Origin of the sequence: Photobacterium ganghwense (genome assembly GCF_017329545.1) — a bacterium.
Taxonomy (GTDB): Bacteria; Pseudomonadota; Gammaproteobacteria; order Enterobacterales; family Vibrionaceae; genus Photobacterium; species Photobacterium ganghwense.
The window spans coordinates 3,486,847-3,507,546 of sequence record NZ_CP071325.1 but is presented as its reverse complement, the minus strand read 5'-3'; the positions used below and the strand labels follow the sequence as shown (position 1 = coordinate 3,507,546).

Below are 20,700 nucleotides of genomic sequence, written 5' to 3'. Positions count from 1 at the left end.
ATCTAAGCGTTACCCATTTCATGGATTAAATGATCATCTGGAAAGATTCTCTCTTTTCGTGAAACAGGATAGAATGTTCCCCCTTTGCTCAACGTAACTCACTGGCGATTTTTTAATACCCGAGGTAGTTCCATGTTTTACCAGGACAATTTTGACGTCATCGTGGTAGGTGGTGGCCATGCCGGTACCGAAGCCGCTCTGGCTGCAGCCCGGATGGGTCAGAAAACCCTACTGCTGACACATAACATCGATACGCTGGGACAGATGTCTTGTAACCCGGCGATCGGCGGGATCGGGAAAGGACACCTGGTTAAAGAAGTTGATGCCCTTGGCGGTATCATGGCCCGGGCTATCGACAAAGGCGGGATCCAGTTCCGGACCCTGAACTCATCGAAAGGCCCTGCGGTTCGTGCTACCCGGGCACAGGCAGACCGTGCGCTGTACAAAGCGGCAGTCCGCGAAGCGCTGGAGAACCAGCCAAACCTGACCCTGTTCCAGCAACCGGTCGATGATTTGATCATTGAAAACGATCGTGTCGTCGGTGCGGTCACCCAGATGGGTCTGAAATTCCGTGCCAAAGCCGTGGTGCTGACGGTCGGGACTTTCCTGGGCGGTAAGATCCACATTGGCCTGGAAAACTACAGCGGCGGCCGTGCCGGGGATCCACCATCGATCACCCTGGCCTCGCGTCTGCGTGAAATGCCATTCCGGGTTGATCGTCTGAAAACCGGTACTCCGCCGCGTATTGACGCACGTACCGTAGATTTCAGCCAGCTGCAGGCGCAGCACGGTGATAATCCGACGCCAGTGTTTTCGTTCATGGGTAAAGCTTCGGATCACCCGCGCCAGATTCCGTGTTTCATCACCCACACCAATGAGAAAACCCATGACGTGATCCGTAATAACCTGGATCGCAGTCCGATGTACTCCGGGGTGATCGAAGGGATCGGGCCACGTTACTGTCCGTCGATCGAAGACAAGGTTATGCGCTTTGCCGACAAGGACAGCCACCAGATTTTCATTGAGCCGGAAGGTCTGACAACTCACGAGCTGTACCCGAACGGGATTTCCACCAGCCTGCCGTTTGATGTGCAGATGCAAATCGTGCGCTCTATGAAAGGCTTTGAAAATGCCGTGATCGTGCGTCCTGGCTACGCCATTGAGTATGATTTCTTTGACCCTCGCGATCTGAAGCAAACCTTCGAAACGAAGTTTATCGACGGCCTGTTCTTTGCGGGTCAGATTAACGGTACCACCGGTTACGAAGAAGCCGCGGCCCAGGGCCTGCTGGCGGGTATGAACGCTGCCCTGCAGGCGCAAGGGAAAGACGGTTGGAGCCCGCGTCGTGATCAGGCCTACATCGGCGTACTGATTGACGATCTGTCCACCATGGGCACCAAAGAGCCGTACCGTATGTTTACGTCTCGTGCCGAATACCGTCTGCTGTTGCGTGAAGACAATGCTGATCTGCGCCTGACGGAAATGGGCCGAGAGCTGGGACTGGTTGATGATGAGCGCTGGGCGCGATTTAACCAGAAACTGGACAACATCGAACAGGAACGTCAGCGTCTGCGCAGCATTTGGGTCACCCCGAGCTCTGCTCAGGTTGACGCCGTGAACGCGATCCTGAAATCGCCGATTGCGCGCGAAGCCAGTGGTGAAGATCTGCTGCGTCGCCCGGAAGTCAGCTACAACCAGCTGACCGAGATCGAGACGTTCGGTCCAGCTCATGATGACAGCCAGGCCAGCGAGCAGGTAGAAATCCAGGTGAAATACCAGGGTTACATCGAGCGCCAGAAAGACGAAGTGGAAAAATCCCTGCGTCACGAAAACACTAAATTGCCGCTGGATCTGGATTACAGCGTCGTGAAAGGCCTGTCAAACGAAGTCATTGCCAAGCTGAACGATGCCAAGCCGGAAACGGTCGGGATGGCTTCTCGTATTTCCGGTATTACCCCGGCGGCCATTTCGCTGTTGCTGGTCTACCTGAAAAAACAGGGCATGCTGAAAAAAGGCGAATAAGGAGCGCGCAATGAAAGAACGTCTGACGCAACTGATTGCGCAAACCGATTTGGTGGTGACAGAGCAGCAGCTTAACCAGCTGGTTGGTTTTGTCGCCATGTTGGATAAGTGGAACAAGGCATACAACCTGACCTCTGTCCGCGATCCCCATGAGATGTTAGTGAAACATATCATGGATAGTATTGTGGTGAGCCCTTACCTGAAGGGCAACCACCTGATTGATGTCGGTACCGGCCCTGGCCTGCCGGGGATCCCGCTGGCGATCATGAACCCGGACAAGACCTTTGTGCTGCTCGACAGCCTGGGCAAGCGCATTCGCTTTATCCGTCAGGCGCTGCACGAACTGGGGCTCACTAACGTGACCCCGGTGCAGAGCCGGGTTGAAGAATTCCAGCCGGAGCAAGGCTTTGATGTGGTACTGAGCCGCGCCTTTGCCTCGCTGACGGATATGGTGTCATGGTGCCGTCACCTGCCAAGTCAGGACGGCCACTTTCTGGCCCTGAAAGGCCAGTACAATGAGCAGGAAGTCACTGAACTGCCGTCATGGTGTTCTGTGACTGAAGTCAAATCTTTGCAAGTTCCTGAGTTGGAAGGCGAGCGCCATCTAGTAATCTTGGCTGCAAAGGAATAACGGATGAGGGTTTTCTGTGGGAAGAGTCATAGCAGTCGCCAACCAGAAAGGCGGCGTGGGTAAAACCACAACATGTGTCAACCTGGCTGCCTCGCTGGCAGCAACTCAGCGCAAGGTGCTGGTGATTGACCTGGATCCTCAGGGCAATGCCACGATGGCCAGCGGCGTCGATAAGTACCAGGTCGATGCAACAGCGTATGAACTGCTTGTCGAAGAAACCCCGTTCCAGGATGTTGTCATCCACGATACCACTGGCGGCTATCACCTGATTGCCGCCAATGGTGATGTTACTGCGGCGGAAATCAAACTGATGGAAGTGTTTGCCCGCGAAGTGCGGCTGCGTAACGCTTTAGAGGTAGTTCGTGATAACTATGATTTCATCTTTATTGATTGTCCTCCAGCCTTAAACCTTCTTACAATCAATGCCATGACCGCCGCTGATTCGGTGCTGGTCCCGATGCAGTGTGAGTACTTCGCTCTGGAAGGACTGACGGCATTGATGGATACCATCAGTAAACTGACTGCTGTCGTTAACAGCGAGCTGAAAATCGAAGGCCTGCTGCGCACGATGTACGATCCGCGCAACCGACTGGCCAGCGAAGTCTCGCAGCAGCTTAAAAAGCACTTTGGCGATAAAGTCTATCGTACCGTCATCCCGCGTAATGTCCGCCTTGCCGAGGCACCCAGCCATGGTCGCCCGGCAATGTACTACGACAAGTATTCGAGTGGGGCCAAAGCCTACCTGGCCCTGGCCGGAGAAATGATTCGCCGTGAAGAACTGGCGCACTCTGCCGGGACGGTCGAGGGATAAAGGTAAACCATGAATATGAATAAGCGGGGCCTGGGCAAGGGCCTTGATGCGTTGCTGGCGACCAGTGCGGTAGCGAGCGTTAAACAGCAACAAGCCGAGCAGGCACAAACCCTTTCTGCCGATGGCACCCTCAAAGAGCTGGCTTTGTCCCAGCTGACTCCCGGCCGTTATCAGCCACGCAAAGACATGTCCGATGAAGCCCTGGCCGAACTGGCCGAGTCTATCCGGGCGCAGGGCGTGATTCAGCCTATCGTGGTGCGTGAAACGGCACCTCAGCAGTATGAAATCATTGCCGGCGAACGTCGCTGGCGAGCGTCGCGTCAAGCTGGGCTTCAGAAAGTCCCTTGTATTATTAAGGCTATTGATGACAAAGCGACCATTGCGGTGGCTTTGATCGAAAATATCCAGCGTGAAGACTTAAATGCCATTGAAGAAGCCCAGGCGCTGGAAAGGCTGCAGAGTGAGTTTTCACTTACTCACCAGCAAATCGCAGAGGCGGTGGGTAAGTCACGCGCTGCGGTCTCTAACCTGCTGCGCCTGAATCAGCTGGAAGCACCGGTGAAGCGATTGGTGGAGCAAAAACAGTTGGAAATGGGCCATGCCCGGGCGCTGTTGGCTCTGTCATCGGCGAAGCAACTTGAAGCAGCCCAAATGGTGGTTGCAAAATCGTTAACGGTTCGTGAGACGGAACGTTTGGTCAAACAGATGCAAAATCCTGCCCCTGAAGCACAGACTTCCCCCGTCAACCCCCAGGTTGAACTGGCAGAAAATCGCCTGAGTGAGCACTTCGGCACCCAGGTGGCGATTAACCAGCGGAAAAACGGTAAAGGAAGCATCGTTATCAGTTTTGATCAAACCGACAAATTGAAGCAAATCCTTGCAATGTTTGGTCAGGAAATGTGACACAAAACGTGGAACTTATGTTGCAAAAATTACAATGACGTGATCAGGTTATTGTGTTGTAAAATCTAACACTTTTTTTTGCTGCGATTAGATTGCATTCAAACTGACGAACCGTATAATTTTCGCAGTTTTCCCAGCACGACGTATGTGCAGTGGAACGGACTCGAGGAACGAATACATGGTATCGGCGCTGGTTAGACCGGGACGCCAGCTGGCGAAGCGGTTGCTCTTGCTACAATCTGGCGTCGTTTTAACAACGGCAATAATGGCAGCGTTTGCTGTCAATGTTGACTGGGGAATCTCTGCATTAATCGGCGGTGGCATCTTCGTGATAGCTAACGCTGTCTTTGCGACCTGTGCGTTTTTGTTTAGTGGTGCCCGCAAGGCACGGCTGATCATGGCGTCATTCTTCGGTGGTGAAGTGCTTAAAATTCTCATCACAGTCATCCTATTTGCCATTGTTTACCTGTATGTCGAGGTGGAACTTGTTCCCCTCAAACTGACCTATTTGCTGGCTCTCGGTATTAATATCTTTGGGCCGGTTTTATTCATTAACAACAACAAATAGGATGAGTTATGGCTGCGCCAGGTGAAGCGCTAACGCCGTCAGGTTACATTGCTCACCACCTGACAAATTTGTCAGTGGGTGAAGGTTTCTGGACGGTTCATATAGACAGCCTGTTTTTCTCTGCCCTAACCGGATTATTCTTCCTTTGGGTATTCCGCAAGGCAGCGAAAACGGCGACATCAGGAGTCCCTGGAAAACTACAGTGTTTTGTAGAAATCATGGTGGAATTCGTTGACAACAGCGTCAAAGAAACCTTCCATGGTCGCAACCCACTGATAGCTCCTTTGGCTCTGACCATTTTCTGCTGGATCTTGTTGATGAACATCATGGACTTAGTGCCAATTGATTTTCTTCCGTATCCTGCAGAGCACTGGTTAGGTATTCCTTACCTTAAGGTTGTACCGAGTGCTGATGTCAACATCACCATGGCAATGGCATTAGGCGTGTTCGCTTTGATGATCTACTACAGCATCAAAGTGAAAGGCGTTGGTGGCTTTGTCAAAGAACTGGCACTTCACCCGTTCAATCATCCGGTCATGATTCCGTTCAACCTGCTTCTTGAAGTGGTGTCGCTGCTGGCGAAACCAATTTCACTAGGTATGCGTCTGTTCGGTAACATGTTTGCCGGTGAGGTGGTGTTTATCCTTATCGCGGCACTACTGCCGTGGTGGGCACAATGGCTAGGTTCGCTACCGTGGGCAATTTTCCACATCCTGGTCATTACGATTCAAGCATTCGTATTTATGATGTTGACGATTGTGTACCTGTCTCAGGCACATGAAGACAATCATTAATCGATAATTTGTAAGATTTTCAATTCTTTACTGGCACTTTGCCGACAACTATAAACTGGAGATAGTGATGGAAACTTTACTAAGCTTTTCTGCAATTGCCGTGGGCATCATTGTAGGTCTTGCTGCACTGGGTACAGCGATCGGCTTCGCCCTTCTGGGTGGTAAATTCCTTGAAGGTGCTGCGCGTCAACCTGAAATGGCACCAATGCTACAAGTTAAGATGTTCATCATTGCGGGTCTGCTTGATGCGGTTCCAATGATCGGTATCGTAATCGCTCTGCTATTCACATTCGCAAACCCATTCGTTGGCCAGCTGGCAGGCTAATAACCGAATACGAACGGACCCATAGCAACCCTTTTTAAGGAGATGCCGTTGTGAATATGAATGCAACTTTGCTGGGTCAGGCGATCGCGTTTTTCCTGTTTGTGGTGTTCTGCATGAAATATGTATGGCCACCAATCATGGAAGCGATTGAAGAACGTCAGAAGAAAATTGCTGACGGTTTGGCAGCGGCTGATCGCGCTGCCAAAGACCTGAACCTGGCGCAGGCGAATGCTTCCGACCAACTGAAAGAAGCAAAGCGCACTGCGACTGAGATCGTTGAGCAAGCTAACAAACGCAAAGCTCAGATCATCGAAGATGCTAAGGCGGAAGCCCTGGCTGAGCGCGATAAAATTCTGGCTCAAGGTCGTGCAGAAATTGACGCCGAACGTAGCCGCGCTCGCGATGAACTAAGAAAACAAGTTGCAACTCTGGCTGTGATTGGTGCTGAGAAAATCATTGAGCGTTCTATCGATAAAGACGCTCACGCTGATCTTCTTAACAAAGTCACTGCAGAACTGTAATTAAAGGGGCAAGCACATGTCGGATATGACTACTATCGCACGCCCCTACGCTAAAGCAGCTTTTGATCTTGCAGTTGAAAAAGGTGAGCTGGCCGCCTGGGCGGAAATGCTCACCTTTGCTGCCGAAGTAGCGCGTAACGAAACGATTCAGGAAATTCTGAGTAGTGGTTATGCAGCTGAAAAACTGACAGAAGTATTCCTGTCAGTGTGCGGCGAGCAACTCAACGAAAACGGCCAGAACCTGATTAAGGTGATGGCTGAGAACGGACGCCTGAAAGCCCTTCCTGCTGTATGTGAAGAGTTCATGCTGCTCAAGAGTGAGCATGAGAAAACTATCGAAGCCGCCGTAATTTCTGCGGTTGAGCTGAATGATAGTCAACTTGAAGCAATTAGCGAGAAACTGGCTAAGCGTCTGGATCGTAAGGTCAAGCTGACTTGCAGTGTAGACGAGACCCTGATTGCCGGGGTTGTGATTAGAGCTGGAGACTTGGTCATCGATAACTCAGTACGCGGCAAACTAAGCCGTCTGAGCGATACTTTGCAGTCTTGATTTGGGGAATTGGAGCATGCAACTTAATTCCACGGAAATTAGCGAACTGATCAAGCAGCGTATTGAAAACTTCAACGTTGTTAGTGAAGCGCGTAACGAAGGTACTATCGTATCAGTAAGCGATGGTATTATTCGTATCCATGGCCTTGCAGATGTAATGCAAGGTGAAATGATTGAACTTCCAGGTGGCCGTTTTGCACTGGCACTTAACCTTGAGCGTGACTCGGTTGGTGCGGTTGTAATGGGTCCATACGCTGACCTGCAGGAAGGTATGAAAGTTAAGGGTACTGGTCGTATCCTTGAAGTACCTGTAGGTAAAGCACTTCTTGGCCGCGTAGTGAACACACTGGGTGAGCCAATCGATGGTAAAGGTCCAATCCAGGCAGAGACTACGTCTCCTGTTGAAGTGATTGCACCGGGCGTAATCGACCGTAAATCTGTTGACCAGCCAGTTCAGACTGGTTACAAGGCAGTTGACTCGATGATCCCAATCGGCCGTGGCCAGCGTGAGCTGATCATCGGTGACCGTCAGACTGGTAAAACAGCCCTGGCGATCGATGCCATCATCAACCAGAAAGATTCTGGTATCTACTCTATCTACGTCGCAATCGGCCAGAAAGCGTCTACTATCGCTAACGTAGTACGTAAACTGGAAGAGCACGGTGCGCTGGAAAACACTATCGTTGTTGTTGCATCTGCTTCTGAAGCAGCTGCCCTGCAGTACCTGGCACCTTACTCAGGCTGTGCGATGGGTGAATACTTCCGTGACCGCGGTGAAGATGCTCTGATCGTATACGATGACCTGTCTAAGCAGGCTGTTGCTTACCGTCAGATCTCTCTGCTACTGCGTCGTCCACCAGGTCGTGAAGCATTCCCAGGTGACGTTTTCTACCTCCACTCTCGCCTACTAGAGCGTGCAGCACGTGTTAACGAGCACTACGTAGAAAAATTCACTAACGGTGAAGTGACTGGCCGTACCGGTTCTCTGACCGCACTGCCTATCATCGAAACTCAGGCTGGTGACGTATCGGCATTCGTACCGACCAACGTTATCTCCATCACCGATGGTCAGATCTTCCTGCAAACCGAACTGTTCAACGCCGGTATCCGTCCAGCTGTTGACCCAGGTATTTCGGTATCTCGTGTAGGTGGTTCTGCGCAGACCAAGATCATCAAGAAACTGTCTGGTGGTATCCGTACTGCCCTGGCACAGTACCGTGAACTGGCAGCGTTTGCTCAGTTCTCGTCTGACCTTGATGACGCAACGAAGAAGCAGCTGAACCACGGTCAGAAAGTAACCGAGCTGATGAAGCAGAAGCAGTATGCACCAATGTCTGTATTTGAGCAGGCGCTGGTAATCTTTGCTGCGGAAAAAGGTTATCTGAATGATGTTGAGCTGGACAAGCTTGCTGACTTCGAAGACGCGTTGCTTTCTTATGCCAAAGGTCACTTTGCTGAGCTGGTAGCTCAGATTGATGAGACGGGTGCTTGGAACGATGAAATCGAAGCCCAGTTCGTGAAACTGGTTGAAGGTTTCAAAGCGACCCAGACTTGGTAATTGGTTGGTGATCGCTTGCGATCACCCACTAACGGAGAGTAACGATGGCCGGCGCAAAAGAGATTCGTAACAAGATCGGTAGTGTTAAAAACACTCAGAAGATCACAAAAGCGATGGAAATGGTAGCCGCGTCCAAAATGCGTAAAACGCAGGACGCAATGGAATCATCACGCCCATACGCACAAACTATGCGCAAAGTGATCGGTCATATCGCACTTGGTAGCCTTGAGTATAAGCATCCTTATCTCGAAGAGCGTGAAGCCAAGCGCGTTGGTTACATCATTGTTTCTACTGACCGTGGCCTGTGTGGCGGCCTGAACATTAACCTGTTCAAGCAAGCCATGACAGACATGAAGAAGTGGTCAGATCAAGGTGCTGAAATTGACCTGGGCCTGATTGGCTCTAAGGCAACAGCATTTTTTAACAGCTACGGCGGTAAAGTTGTGGCTCAGGTTTCCGGCCTGGGTGACAAGCCATCAGTCGATGAACTGATCGGTACTGTTGGTGTGATGCTGAAGAAATATGATGAAGGCCAGTTGGATCGTCTGTACCTGGTTTACAACAAGTTTGTGAACACCATGGTTCAGCAACCAGTGACTGATCAATTGCTGCCTTTGCCTAAGTCGAAAGACGAAGACATGCAGCGCAACCATGCTTGGGACTACATTTATGAGCCTGAGCCAAAACCTCTGCTGGATACCCTGCTGGTTCGTTATGTCGAATCTCAGGTTTACCAAGGGGTTGTTGAGAACCTGGCAAGTGAACAGGCTGCTCGAATGGTCGCGATGAAAGCAGCAACCGATAACGCAGGCAACTTGATTGATGATCTGCAGCTTGTGTACAACAAGGCCCGTCAGGCTGCGATTACACAAGAGCTGTCAGAAATCGTTTCTGGTGCGGCTGCTGTTTAAGGCAAAGATTAAACAAGTTTAGAGGATTAACGATGGCTACAGGTAAGATCGTACAGATCATCGGTGCGGTAGTCGACGTAGAGTTTCCACAGGACTCAGTACCACAGGTATATGATGCCCTGCACGTAGATGCTAAAGAAAACGGTACGCTAGTACTGGAAGTTCAGCAGCAGCTAGGCGGTGGTATCGTGCGTGGTATCGCAATGGGTAGTTCTGACGGCCTGCGTCGTGGTCTGTCTGTTGAAAATACAGGTCGACCAATTGAGGTTCCAGTTGGTAATGCAACGCTAGGACGTATCATGAACGTTCTGGGTCAGCCAATTGATGAATGCGGTGAGATCGGCGAAGAAGAGCGTTACTCAATTCACCGTGAAGCACCAAGCTACGAAGAGCAGTCAAACGCTACTGAACTTCTGGAAACAGGCGTTAAGGTTATCGACCTGATTTGTCCATTCGCTAAGGGTGGTAAAATCGGCCTGTTCGGTGGTGCGGGTGTAGGTAAGACCGTTAACATGATGGAGCTTATCAACAACATCGCCCTGCAGCACTCCGGTCTGTCAGTATTCGCGGGTGTTGGTGAGCGTACTCGTGAAGGTAACGACTTCTACTTCGAAATGCAGGAAGCTGGCGTTGTTAACATTGAGAACCCAGCTGAATCAAAAGTAGCAATGGTTTACGGTCAGATGAACGAGCCACCAGGTAACCGTCTGCGTGTTGCTCTGACTGGCCTGACTATGGCTGAGAAATTCCGTGATGAAGGCCGTGACGTACTGCTGTTCATCGATAACATCTACCGTTACACCCTTGCGGGTACAGAAGTATCGGCTCTGCTGGGTCGTATGCCTTCTGCGGTAGGTTACCAGCCAACGCTGGCGGAAGAAATGGGTGTGCTTCAGGAGCGTATTACCTCTACGAAGACTGGTTCTATCACATCGGTACAGGCCGTTTACGTACCTGCGGATGACTTGACTGACCCATCTCCAGCCACAACGTTCGCGCACCTTGATGCGACAGTTGTACTGTCTCGTCAAATCGCGTCTCTGGGTCTGTACCCAGCGATCGACCCACTGGATTCTACATCTCGTATGCTGGATCCACTGGTTGTTGGCCAAGAGCACTATGACATTGCCCGTGGTGTACAGAGCACCCTGCAGCGTTATAAAGAACTAAAAGACATCATCGCTATCCTGGGTATGGATGAGCTGTCAGAAGATGACAAGCAAACTGTATCCCGTGCACGTAAGATTGAGCGTTTCCTGACTCAGCCTTACCACGTAGCGGAAGTCTTTACTGGCGACCCTGGTATCTACGTATCGCTGAAAGATACACTGCGTAGCTTCAAAGGTCTTCTGGCAGGTGAATACGACGATATCCCAGAGCAGGCATTCATGTACTGCGGCGCGATTGAAGACGTATTGGAAAACGCTAAGAAGCTTTAAGCTAAGTAGGAGGCGATATGGCAGCGATAACCTTCCATCTGGACGTTGTAAGCGCCGAGAAACGTTTGTTCTCTGGCCGTGCTGAAAACATTCAGGTGACCGGTAGCGAAGGTGAACTGGGTATCCACGCAGGTCACACCCCGCTGCTGACCGCTATTACGCCGGGTATGGTCCGTATCACTAAGCAGCATGGCGGCGAAGAGGTAATTTACCTGTCCGGCGGTATGTTGGAAGTTCAGCCTGGCGCAGTAACTGTGCTGGCTGACACCGCGATTCGTGGTGAAGATTTGGACCGAGCGAAAGCGGAAGAGGCGAAGCGCCAGGCTGAGGAGCGTATCCACAATCAGCATGGCGACATCGACTTTGCGCAGGCGGCCAGTGATCTGGCGAAGGCGATTGCTCAGCTCCGTGTTATCGAGCTGACCAAGAAAGCCCGCTAACCAGGCAGATAAGAAAAAAGCGACCTTTGGGTCGCTTTTTTTATATCCGCGGTTTGGGACTGTCAGCTGTGGGTTAATACTCAGAAAAAATTATCTATTTTCCTTAACCCGTCAGTACTGAGTCGATACAATGCAAAAAGTCACATTGAAAATTATGCATCGAGAGGAATAACGCATCATGAGCTTCAGCGCTGTGATCCTGGCGGCGGGCAAAGGAACCCGCATGTACTCCAATTTGCCGAAAGTACTGCATACCTTGGCAGGTAAGCCAATGGTTAAGCATGTTATTGATACCTGTACCGGCATTGGGGCCAACAACATTCATTTGGTTTACGGCCATGGTGGCGAGCAGATGCAGGCTGCACTGGTGGAAGAGCAAGTGAACTGGGTGCTGCAAGCGGAGCAGCTGGGGACTGGTCATGCGGTTAACCAGGCATGCCCGGATCTGGCGGACAATGAGAAAGTCCTGATTCTGTATGGTGATGTGCCGCTGATCAGCAGCGAGACGCTGGAAAACCTGCTGGATGCCCAGCCGGATGGTGGCATTGCGCTACTGACGGTCATGTTGGACGATCCGACGGGCTACGGCCGGATTATTCGCCGCAATGGCCCGGTGGTTGCTATCGTGGAGCAGAAAGATGCCAGCGAAGAGCAGAAGCTGATCAAAGAAATCAACACCGGGGTGATGGTGGCCAATGGCGGCGATCTGAAACGTTGGCTGTCGGCGCTGAAAAATGACAACGCGCAGGGTGAGTATTACCTGACCGACATCATTGAGATTGCCCACGACGAAGGCCGAGCCGTGGAAGCGGTTCACCCGGTGAAAGCCATTGAAGTGGAAGGCGTCAACAACCGTATCCAACTGGCCCGTCTGGAGCGTGCTTACCAGGCGATGCAGGCCGAGCGTCTGCTGGAACAAGGTGTGATGCTGCGTGATCCGGCGCGTTTCGATCTGCGCGGTGAGCTGCAGTGCGGTACGGATGTTGAAATTGATGTGAATGTCATCATTGAAGGCAGTGTGTCACTGGGAAACAATGTCATTATTGGTGCCGGTTCGGTGCTGAAAGACTGTGAAATTGATGATAACAGTATCATTCGGCCGTACAGTGTGATTGAAGGCGCGACGGTCGGCGAAGACTGTACGGTCGGCCCGTTCACCCGTCTGCGCCCTGGTGCGGAGCTGGTGGGTGATTCTCACGTCGGCAACTTCGTGGAAATGAAGAAAGCCCGCCTGGGTAAAGGTTCGAAAGCTAACCACCTGACATATCTGGGTGATGCCGATATCGGCGATCGCGTGAATATCGGTGCCGGTACCATTACCTGTAACTATGATGGTGCGAACAAGTTCAAGACCGAAATCGGCGATGACGTGTTTGTTGGCTCCGACACGCAGTTGATTGCGCCAGTGAAAATTGCCAAAGGTGCCACGATTGGTGCCGGTGCGACCATCAACCGAGATGTTGGTGAAGGCGAGTTAGTGATCACCCGTGCTCCGGCCCGTACCATCAAAGGTTGGAAACGTCCGGTTAAACAAAAGTAATTCCCGCAGAAGGCAGCTTTAGGCTGCCTTCTTTTTATCTCAGCTTCCCTGCCCTACTTTTGCCCTATTCCCGTAACCTCCCCAGCCTATTGTGATGGCTGTGAGCAGCCCTCGTTTTTCTGAAATCACGCCGGCAGCCTTCTTTTTCATAAAAAATTAATTGCACAGTGTTGATCAAAAAAGTTTTGCTCTGCTAAAATTTCTTTCAGTTCGAAACTTATAGCTATCAGTTCGTAATTCCATGTCCAAACGAAATACCCAGCAACGGCGCCATGCGATTGTCCAGATGGTCAATGAGCAAGGTGAAGTCAGTGTCGATACCCTGGCAAAACAGTTTGCCACTTCCGAAGTTACCGTGCGTAAAGATCTGGCTGCACTAGAAAAAAACGGCCAGCTACTGCGCCGCTATGGTGGGGCGATTGCCATGCCAAGTGAAATGGTGGCCGAAACGGAAGAAGATGAAGTTTCGATTCGAAAGATGGCGATTGCCAGAGCCGCCGCCGAACGCATCCGGGATCATAACCGCATCATTATCGACAGCGGCAGTACCACGGCATGCCTGATCGGTTTGCTGGGGGAAAAACATGGTCTGGTGGTCATGACCAACTCGCTCAATGTGGCCAACGCCCTGAACGAGCTGGAGAACGAGCCAACCCTGCTGATGACCGGGGGCACCTGGGATCCGCATTCGGAAGCGTTTCAAGGGCAGGTGGCAGAATCGGTACTACGCTCATATGACTTCGATCAGCTGTTTATCGGCGCGGACGGGATCGATACGGCGCGTGGAACGACGACATTTAACGAACTGATTGGCCTGAGCCGCGTCATGGCGGAAGTCGCCCGCGAGGTGGTGGTCATGGTGGAATCGAGCAAGGTGGGGCGCAAAATCCCTAACCTAGAGCTGCCCTGGCAGCATATCAGTACCCTGATCACCGATGACGGCCTGGACATGGTCGCCAAACAACAGATTGAACAGCAAGGCGTGCAAGTGATCTGCGCGTCGGCAAATTAATTTAGGAGCAAATTAACTATGTGTGGGATTGTTGGTGCAGTAGCACAACGTGATGTAGCAGAAATTCTGGTGGAAGGCCTGCGTCGCCTGGAATACCGTGGCTATGACTCTGCTGGTGTGGCGATTGTTGACGGTCAGGGTAACCTGGAGCGTATTCGTCGCCTGGGTAAAGTGCAGGAGCTGGCGGATGCGGTGGCGAGCGCAGCACCAACCGGCGGTACCGGTATTGCGCACACGCGTTGGGCTACGCACGGTGAACCTTCTGAAATCAATGCGCACCCACACATGTCAGGCGACCACATTGCTCTGGTTCACAACGGCATTATCGAGAATCACGAAGAGCTGCGTGCGATTCTGACCGAGCGTGGTTATGAGTTCTTATCGCAGACCGATACCGAAGTGATTGCTCACTTGGTGGAGTGGGAACTGCGTTCTTCGGAAACACTGCTTGAAGCGGTGCAGAAGACTGTGGCTCAGCTGGAAGGTGCCTACGGTACGGTGGTGATGGACCGTCGTGACCCTGAGCGCGTAGTGGTGGCGCGTTCTGGCAGCCCACTGGTGATTGGTCTGGGTGTGGGAGAGAACTTCCTGGCATCGGATCAGCTGGCCCTGCTGAACGTGACCCGTCGATTTATCTTCCTGGAAGAAGGCGATGTGGCTGAAATTACCCGCCGTGAAGTGAATATCTTTGACACTGACGGTCAGCCGGTGGCCCGTGAAATCCACGAGTCTAACCTGCAGCACGACGCCGCAGACAAAGGCCAGTACCGTCACTACATGCAAAAAGAGATCTATGAGCAGCCAAGCGCACTGATCAACACCATGGAAGGCCGTATCAGCAGTGATGCCGTGATCGTTGAGAGCATTGGTAACGGCGCGAAAGAAATCCTGGAAAAAGTGGAACATATCCAGATCGTGGCCTGTGGTACCTCTTACAATGCAGGTATGGTCGCCCGTTACTGGTTTGAAGCCATGACCGGTGTCAGCTGTGACGTTGAGATCGCTTCTGAGTTCCGCTACCGTCCGTTCGTCACGCGTCCGAACAGCTTGCTGATCACCCTGTCGCAGTCTGGCGAAACCGCCGATACACTGGCAGCGCTGCGCCTGGCCAAAGAGAAAGGCTACATGTCGGCGATGACAATCTGTAACGTGGCTGGCTCGTCGCTGGTACGTGAATCGGATTTGGCCTTCATGACCCGCGCCGGTACTGAGATTGGCGTGGCATCGACCAAAGCCTTCACCACGCAGCTGGTGGCTCTGCTGATGCTGGTGACCGCACTGGGTAAAGAGAAAGGCCTGATCGACTCGGCGAAAGAGAAGCAGATTGTTGATGCCCTGCATGCCCTGCCGACGCAAATTGAGAAAGCGCTGGCTTTCGACAAGCCGATTGAGCAGCTGGCCGAAGATTTTGCCGATAAGCACCACGCTCTGTTCCTGGGCCGTGGCGAGTACTACCCAATCGCGATGGAAGCGTCACTGAAGCTGAAAGAGATTTCGTACATTCATGCTGAAGCCTATGCTGCTGGTGAACTGAAGCACGGCCCGCTGGCGCTGATTGATGCTGATATGCCGGTAATCGTGGTGGCACCTACTAACGATCTGCTGGAGAAGCTGAAATCCAACATCGAAGAAGTGCGCGCCCGTGGCGGTCTGCTGTATGTGTTCGCAGACAGCGAAGCGGGTTTTGAAGAAACCGACGGCATGAAGATCATCACGATGCCACGTGTTGACGAGATCATTGCCCCGATTTTCTACACCATTCCGATGCAGCTGCTGTCTTACCACGTTGCGTTGATTAAAGGGACGGACGTAGACCAGCCACGTAACCTGGCGAAAGCGGTGACTGTGGAATAAGCTCGATGAAAAGAGTGTTTCAAGATTGAGAAAAGGCATCCGACAAGGATGCCTTTTTTATTTTGCCGGTGTCCAGAGGTCTACTATCTAGACTGGAGTGCAGGATTTTTTGCGAAATAGAAAATACAGGCAGGTTGGTTACTTATTGCGAATCAAAATACAACCTCAAAGATAAAGTTGAGTTTTATGTTGTTGTTAATCTTTGATTTTTAGCCGTGTTGGCAAGTTGGCTTATGTTGTGCAACTCCGTAATGAAAGCTAGGCAATGTTCATTGAAGTCGGATTGGAGGTGAGACATGACTGATTCCAAAGCCAAAATCGCAGCCCGTATTAAAGAGGCCCGGGAATGGAAAGGGCTGACACAGGTCCATATGGCCCAGCAACTCAAAGTAGCACGCCAGACCTATCTTGATTTAGAGACCGGGAAGACGGAGCCTAAGGTCAGGGTGCTATCGGAAATCTCAGAAATTACTGAGCGACCGCTAACCTGGTTTGTCTACGGGGACGAAGGGATCGAAATCCTGGAAAGTGAATATAAGGACGAAATTGATCGCCTGCTTCAGTATTTCAGCCGATTACCCCACTCTGCCCGGAATGTAATTCTGCAACAGAGTATCAACCTGGCAGGTTTTATGGCGGAATACACTAAAGCATTGACGCAAAGAGATAAGTAGTGGCAGTTAACTGCGTTTATCTCATTTGTTGTGTCTGAGTTGGACGGCATCTATAAAGGATGAGTGTCTCGTTTTAGTGACACCTGTTGCCCAATATCACACTTTTACTTTTCCAGCGTCGTGCAGGGAGGAACGACAGACAATAATTGACCGTTTTGACAATAGGCAGATCCGTTTGGCGCTGGGCCAGACGGTAAACTGCTGAGATGCCGTATGGAAATTGAGGGGACGGTTTGAATGGTTACTGCTAAACCGCAGATAGCAAAACGGATTAAGGAAGCCAGAGAGTGGAAAGGCTTGTCGCAGGTAGCGATGGCCAAGCGACTGGGCATTGCCCGCCAAACTTACTTAGATTTGGAAACCGGCAAAACGGAGCCCCGCATTACCGTGTTGCTCAGTATCGCCGCGTTGACGGAGCGGCCGGTCAGCTGGTTCATGGTTGAAGAGAGTACGCATACTACCGAGCGGTGTCAGCCGGATATGCAGCCATTGTTGTCACTGTATCGCCAACTGCCGGAACCCCTGCGTTCACAATTGCTGACCAGCCATATTGGTCAACTGAAGGCCTGCCTTGATTACCTGCATCACCACCAGCCCGATGAGGCTGCCTGCGAATAGCAGGCCGTGAGCGAGTTGCCCTCGCCGCCGGCCCGTTACATCCTGGCCCAGACCTGGGCCGCGATGGTTTATGTTGATGATCTCACTGTGCCAGGAAGAATTGGTACGCCTGGTTACCGGTTTCGTCCTTCCAGCTGTAACCCAGCTCGCGCAAGTGGCTGGTGAACGACAGTAAATCGGCGTCATCCATTTCAAAGCCGCACAGCACTCTGCCATAGTCAGCCCCGTGGTTACGGTAATTGAACAGACTGATATTCCAGCGGGTGCCCAGCGTCGTCAGGAACTTCAGCAACGCACCTGGGTATTCCGGGAACTCGAAGCTGTAGAGACGCTCCTTGAGCGGCTTGGACGGACGTCCGCCAATCATGTAACGGACATGGACTTTCGCCATCTCATCGTCGGATAAATCCACTACCGGATAACCGCCTTTGCGCAAGTCCGCAATGATGTTGTCGAGTTCTTCCTGCCCCTGTAACAGGCGCACCCCGACAAACACATTTGCCAGGCTGTCATCGTTATAACGGTAGTTAAACTCGGTCACCGCACGGCCGCCCAGTAGATGGCAGAAATCGAGAAAAGCCCCTGGTCGTTCCGGAATGGTCACGGCCAGCAATCCTTCCCGTTTTTCGCCCAGCTCGCAGCGTTCGGAGACGTAACGCAGGCCGTGGAAATTGAGGTTGGCACCGGACAGGATAGCTGCCAGCTGCTTGTTTCGGAGCTGGTGCTTATCGACATATTTTTTCAGTCCGGCCAGCGAGAGCGCGCCGGAAGGCTCGGCAATCGCACGGGTATCCTCGAAAATATCTTTGACGGCAGAGCAGATTTCATCGCTGCTGACCGTGATCACGCCATCCAGATACTGCTGGCACAGACGGAACGTTTCCTCGCCAATGCGCTTGACCGCCACCCCGTCTGCAAACATGCCGACCTGATCCAGCGTAACTGGCTCACCGGCATCGAGCGCTGCTTTCAGGCAGGCCGAATCTTCAGCTTCGACCCCAATGACTTTGATTTGCGGCATCAGCTGCTTGATCAGAACCGCGACCCCGGCTGCCAGACCGCCGCCGCCGACTGGTACGAAAATGTAATCCAGGTGGCCGTTCTGTTGCACCAGCTCGACCCCGATGGTGCCCTGTCCGGCAATGACCGCCGGGTGGTCAAACGGCGGAATAAAGGTGTAGCCGTGCTGACCCGCCAGCATCTCGGCGTGGGCTTTGGCTTCGTCAAAGTTGCTGCCGTGCAGCACGACTTGACCGCCAAAGCTGCGCACTGCGTCGACCTTGATATCCGGCGTGGTACGCGGCATGACAATCGTGGCCTGAACCCCGAGGTGTTTGCCCGACATGGCCAGCCCTTGGGCGTGGTTGCCGGCTGAGGCCGCAATGACCCCGGCGCGGCGCTGGGGCTCGGTGAGCTGGGCCATCATGTTGTAGGCACCGCGCAGCTTGAAAGAGTGGACCGGCTGGCGGTCCTCTCGTTTGAGCTGAATCTGGTTGCCGAGTCGGGTCGCCAGACGAGGCATGGCCTGCAGCGGCGTGACCTGTGCAACTTCATACACCGGAGCCCGAAGGATGTCGCGAAGGTAATCCGCGCCGTTGGGTAAAGTGACCTCTCTGGCCTGAGTGGCTTCGCTCATCATTCGTTATCCTTCCAGTTTCGATTTATCGCGGACTGCGCCTTTGTCGGCGCTGGTGGCCAGGTTAGCGTAGGCACGCAGGGCGAAGGACACTTCACGCTGGCGATCCAGCGGTTTCCAGCCGCGCTGATCCGCCGTCGCACGACGTGTCGCCAGGGTGGCATCGTCCACCAACAGGTCGATCGAACGGTTCGGGATATCAATCGCAATGGTATCGCCGTCTTCGATCAGGCCGATGGTGCCGCCGTTGGCCGCTTCCGGTGAGACGTGGCCAATTGACAGGCCGCTGGTGCCGCCGGAGAAACGGCCGTCCGTGATCAGAGCACAGGCTTTGCCCAGTCCCATCGACTTCAGGTAGGTGGTCGGGTACAGCATTTCCTGCATGCCCGGTCCGCCTTTCGGCCCTTCATAGCGGATCACTACCACATCACCGGCTTTGACTTTACCGCCCAGAATGCCTTCCACGGCGGTTTCCTGGCTCTCGAACACAACAGCTGGCCCGGTAAAGGTCAGGATGCTGGCATCGACCCCGGCGGTTTTCACGATACAGCCATCCAGTGCCATGTTGCCGGACAGTACCGCCAGTCCGCCATCCTGGCTGAACGCATGCTCGTGGTTGCGGATACAGCCGTTTTCGCGGTCATCGTCCAGGGTGTCCCAGCGGCATTCTTGTGAGAAGGCCTGGGTGGTACGGATGCCGGCCGGCCCGGCACGGTAGAAGGCTTTGACGTCTTCAGACTCGGTCTGCATGACGTCAAAATGCTTGAAGGATTCAGCGAACGTTTCGCCCAGTACGTTGTAGCAATGGCTGTGCAGCAGACCGGCACGGTCCAGCTCGGCAAGAATGCCGTACACGCCACCGGCACGGTGGACATCTTCCATGTGGTACTGCTGAGTGGACGGCGCGACTTTACACAGGTGTGGGACCTGGCGGGACATCCGGTCGATGTCAGTCATGGTGAAGTCCACTTCGCCTTCCTGCGCGGCTGCCAGCAGATGGAGCACGGTATTGGTTGAGCCGCCCATGGCGATATCAAGGGCCATGGCGTTCTCGAAGGCCTGCTTGCTGGCGATGTTGCGCGGCAGCACGCTGTCATCATCCTGCTCGTAGTAGCGTTTGGTCAGAGTGACAATTCGCTGACCGGCGCTGAGAAACAGTTGTTTGCGGTCGGCATGGGTCGCCAGCAGTGAGCCATTCCCCGGCTGGCTCAGGCCCAGCGCTTCGGTCAAACAGTTCATGGAGTTGGCGGTAAACATGCCAGAGCAGGATCCGCAGGTGGGACAGGCGGAACGCTCGATCTGCTCGCTTTGTTCATCAGAAACCGTTGGATCGGCTCCCTGGATCATCGCATCGACCAGATCCAGCTTGAGGATCTGATCCGACAGTTTGGTTTTACCGGCTTCCATCGGGCCGCCGGAAACGAAAATCACCGGAATATTGAGGCGCATAGAGGCCATCAGCATTCCCGGGGTGATTTTGTCACAGTTGGAGATACACACCATGGCGTCGGCACAGTGGGCATTGACCATGTATTCCACGGAATCGGCAATCAGCTCACGGGACGGCAGCGAATACAACATCCCGCCGTGGCCCATGGCAATCCCGTCATCAATCGCAATTGTGTTGAATTCTTTGGCGATACCGCCCGCAGCTTCAATTTCCCGGGCGACCAGTTGGCCGAGGTCCTTGAGGTGAACGTGGCCGGGAACAAATTGGGTGAATGAGTTCACCACGGCAATAATCGGTTTACCGAAATCTTCGTCTTTGACACCGGTGGCACGCCACAGGGCGCGGGCACCGGCCATATTACGGCCGTGAGTGGTGGTGGCGGAGCGGTACTTGGGCATAACAACAATCCTTTTGCAGTTGGGTCTGGCCAGCAGCGGTGAGCG

Annotated in this window: 20 protein-coding genes; 18 read left to right on the top strand and 2 right to left on the bottom strand. The window is 52.9% G+C overall.

Annotated features, from left to right (window positions below; genetic code table 11):
• Positions 1-132: 132 nt before the first annotated feature.
• The 18 genes from mnmG (at position 133) to FH974_RS15830 (ending at position 17,171) form a co-directional block, all read left to right on the top strand.
• On the top strand, positions 133-2,022 hold the full coding sequence (mnmG, locus tag FH974_RS15915; protein WP_047887501.1) for a tRNA uridine-5-carboxymethylaminomethyl(34) synthesis enzyme MnmG: 1,890 nt from the start codon (positions 133-135) through the stop codon (positions 2,020-2,022).
• Positions 2,023-2,032: 10 nt separating this feature from the next.
• On the top strand, positions 2,033-2,653 hold the full coding sequence (gene rsmG / locus FH974_RS15910) for a 16S rRNA (guanine(527)-N(7))-methyltransferase RsmG (protein ID WP_047887500.1): 621 nt from the start codon (positions 2,033-2,035) through the stop codon (positions 2,651-2,653).
• A 16-nt stretch (positions 2,654-2,669) separates the two neighbouring features.
• Positions 2,670-3,464: a ParA family protein gene (locus FH974_RS15905; protein ID WP_047887499.1), complete on the top strand. Its 795-nt coding sequence runs from the start codon at positions 2,670-2,672 to the stop codon at positions 3,462-3,464.
• A gap of 15 nt (positions 3,465-3,479) precedes the next feature.
• The gene (locus FH974_RS15900; protein ID WP_047887531.1) at positions 3,480-4,367 is read left to right on the top strand and encodes a ParB/RepB/Spo0J family partition protein; all 888 of its coding nucleotides are present in this window, start codon (positions 3,480-3,482) and stop codon (positions 4,365-4,367) included.
• A 178-nt stretch (positions 4,368-4,545) separates the two neighbouring features.
• Positions 4,546-4,935, top strand: a complete 390-nt coding sequence (locus FH974_RS15895) for a F0F1 ATP synthase subunit I (protein ID WP_047887498.1) — start codon at positions 4,546-4,548, stop codon at positions 4,933-4,935.
• Between the two features lie 8 nt (positions 4,936-4,943).
• On the top strand, positions 4,944-5,729 hold the full coding sequence (gene atpB, locus FH974_RS15890; RefSeq protein ID WP_047887497.1) for a F0F1 ATP synthase subunit A: 786 nt from the start codon (positions 4,944-4,946) through the stop codon (positions 5,727-5,729).
• 67 nt (positions 5,730-5,796) lie between these two features.
• Positions 5,797-6,054: a F0F1 ATP synthase subunit C gene (atpE, locus tag FH974_RS15885; protein ID WP_005302247.1), complete on the top strand. Its 258-nt coding sequence runs from the start codon at positions 5,797-5,799 to the stop codon at positions 6,052-6,054.
• A 50-nt stretch (positions 6,055-6,104) separates the two neighbouring features.
• The gene (gene atpF, locus FH974_RS15880; RefSeq protein WP_047887496.1) at positions 6,105-6,575 is read left to right on the top strand and encodes a F0F1 ATP synthase subunit B; all 471 of its coding nucleotides are present in this window, start codon (positions 6,105-6,107) and stop codon (positions 6,573-6,575) included.
• 16 nt (positions 6,576-6,591) lie between these two features.
• A complete protein-coding gene (atpH, locus tag FH974_RS15875; protein WP_047887495.1) occupies positions 6,592-7,125 on the top strand; it encodes a F0F1 ATP synthase subunit delta in 534 nt (177 codons plus the stop codon).
• A gap of 16 nt (positions 7,126-7,141) precedes the next feature.
• On the top strand, positions 7,142-8,683 hold the full coding sequence (gene atpA / locus FH974_RS15870) for a F0F1 ATP synthase subunit alpha (RefSeq protein ID WP_047887494.1): 1,542 nt from the start codon (positions 7,142-7,144) through the stop codon (positions 8,681-8,683).
• Positions 8,684-8,727: 44 nt separating this feature from the next.
• Positions 8,728-9,594 (top strand): F0F1 ATP synthase subunit gamma, encoded by an 867-nt coding sequence (gene atpG, locus FH974_RS15865; RefSeq protein ID WP_047887493.1) that lies wholly within the window; start codon positions 8,728-8,730, stop codon positions 9,592-9,594.
• Positions 9,595-9,626: 32 nt separating this feature from the next.
• Entirely contained in the window at positions 9,627-11,033 is a 1,407-nt protein-coding gene (gene atpD / locus FH974_RS15860) for a F0F1 ATP synthase subunit beta (protein ID WP_047887492.1), read from the top strand.
• A gap of 17 nt (positions 11,034-11,050) precedes the next feature.
• Positions 11,051-11,473: a F0F1 ATP synthase subunit epsilon gene (locus FH974_RS15855; RefSeq protein WP_047887491.1), complete on the top strand. Its 423-nt coding sequence runs from the start codon at positions 11,051-11,053 to the stop codon at positions 11,471-11,473.
• Positions 11,474-11,651: 178 nt separating this feature from the next.
• Positions 11,652-13,013 carry a bifunctional UDP-N-acetylglucosamine diphosphorylase/glucosamine-1-phosphate N-acetyltransferase GlmU gene (gene glmU, locus FH974_RS15850; RefSeq protein WP_047887490.1) on the top strand — a complete coding sequence of 454 codons (1,362 nt, stop codon included), beginning with the start codon at positions 11,652-11,654 and terminating at the stop codon, positions 13,011-13,013.
• A 241-nt stretch (positions 13,014-13,254) separates the two neighbouring features.
• Positions 13,255-14,025 (top strand): DeoR/GlpR family DNA-binding transcription regulator, encoded by a 771-nt coding sequence (locus FH974_RS15845; protein WP_047887489.1) that lies wholly within the window; start codon positions 13,255-13,257, stop codon positions 14,023-14,025.
• An 18-nt stretch (positions 14,026-14,043) separates the two neighbouring features.
• On the top strand, positions 14,044-15,879 hold the full coding sequence (gene glmS / locus FH974_RS15840; RefSeq protein ID WP_047887488.1) for a glutamine--fructose-6-phosphate transaminase (isomerizing): 1,836 nt from the start codon (positions 14,044-14,046) through the stop codon (positions 15,877-15,879).
• Positions 15,880-16,175: 296 nt separating this feature from the next.
• Positions 16,176-16,553: a helix-turn-helix transcriptional regulator gene (locus tag FH974_RS15835; RefSeq protein WP_047887487.1), complete on the top strand. Its 378-nt coding sequence runs from the start codon at positions 16,176-16,178 to the stop codon at positions 16,551-16,553.
• Positions 16,554-16,790: 237 nt separating this feature from the next.
• Positions 16,791-17,171, top strand: a complete 381-nt coding sequence (locus FH974_RS15830; protein ID WP_047887486.1) for a helix-turn-helix domain-containing protein — start codon at positions 16,791-16,793, stop codon at positions 17,169-17,171.
• Between the two features lie 82 nt (positions 17,172-17,253).
• On the opposite strand, the gene ilvA is transcribed toward FH974_RS15830, so the two are convergent.
• Positions 17,254-18,807: a threonine ammonia-lyase, biosynthetic gene (ilvA, locus tag FH974_RS15825; protein WP_047887530.1), complete on the bottom strand. Its 1,554-nt coding sequence runs from the start codon at positions 18,805-18,807 to the stop codon at positions 17,254-17,256.
• A gap of 6 nt (positions 18,808-18,813) precedes the next feature.
• Positions 18,814-20,655: a dihydroxy-acid dehydratase gene (gene ilvD, locus FH974_RS15820; protein WP_047887485.1), complete on the bottom strand. Its 1,842-nt coding sequence runs from the start codon at positions 20,653-20,655 to the stop codon at positions 18,814-18,816.
• Positions 20,656-20,700 lie beyond the last annotated feature (45 nt).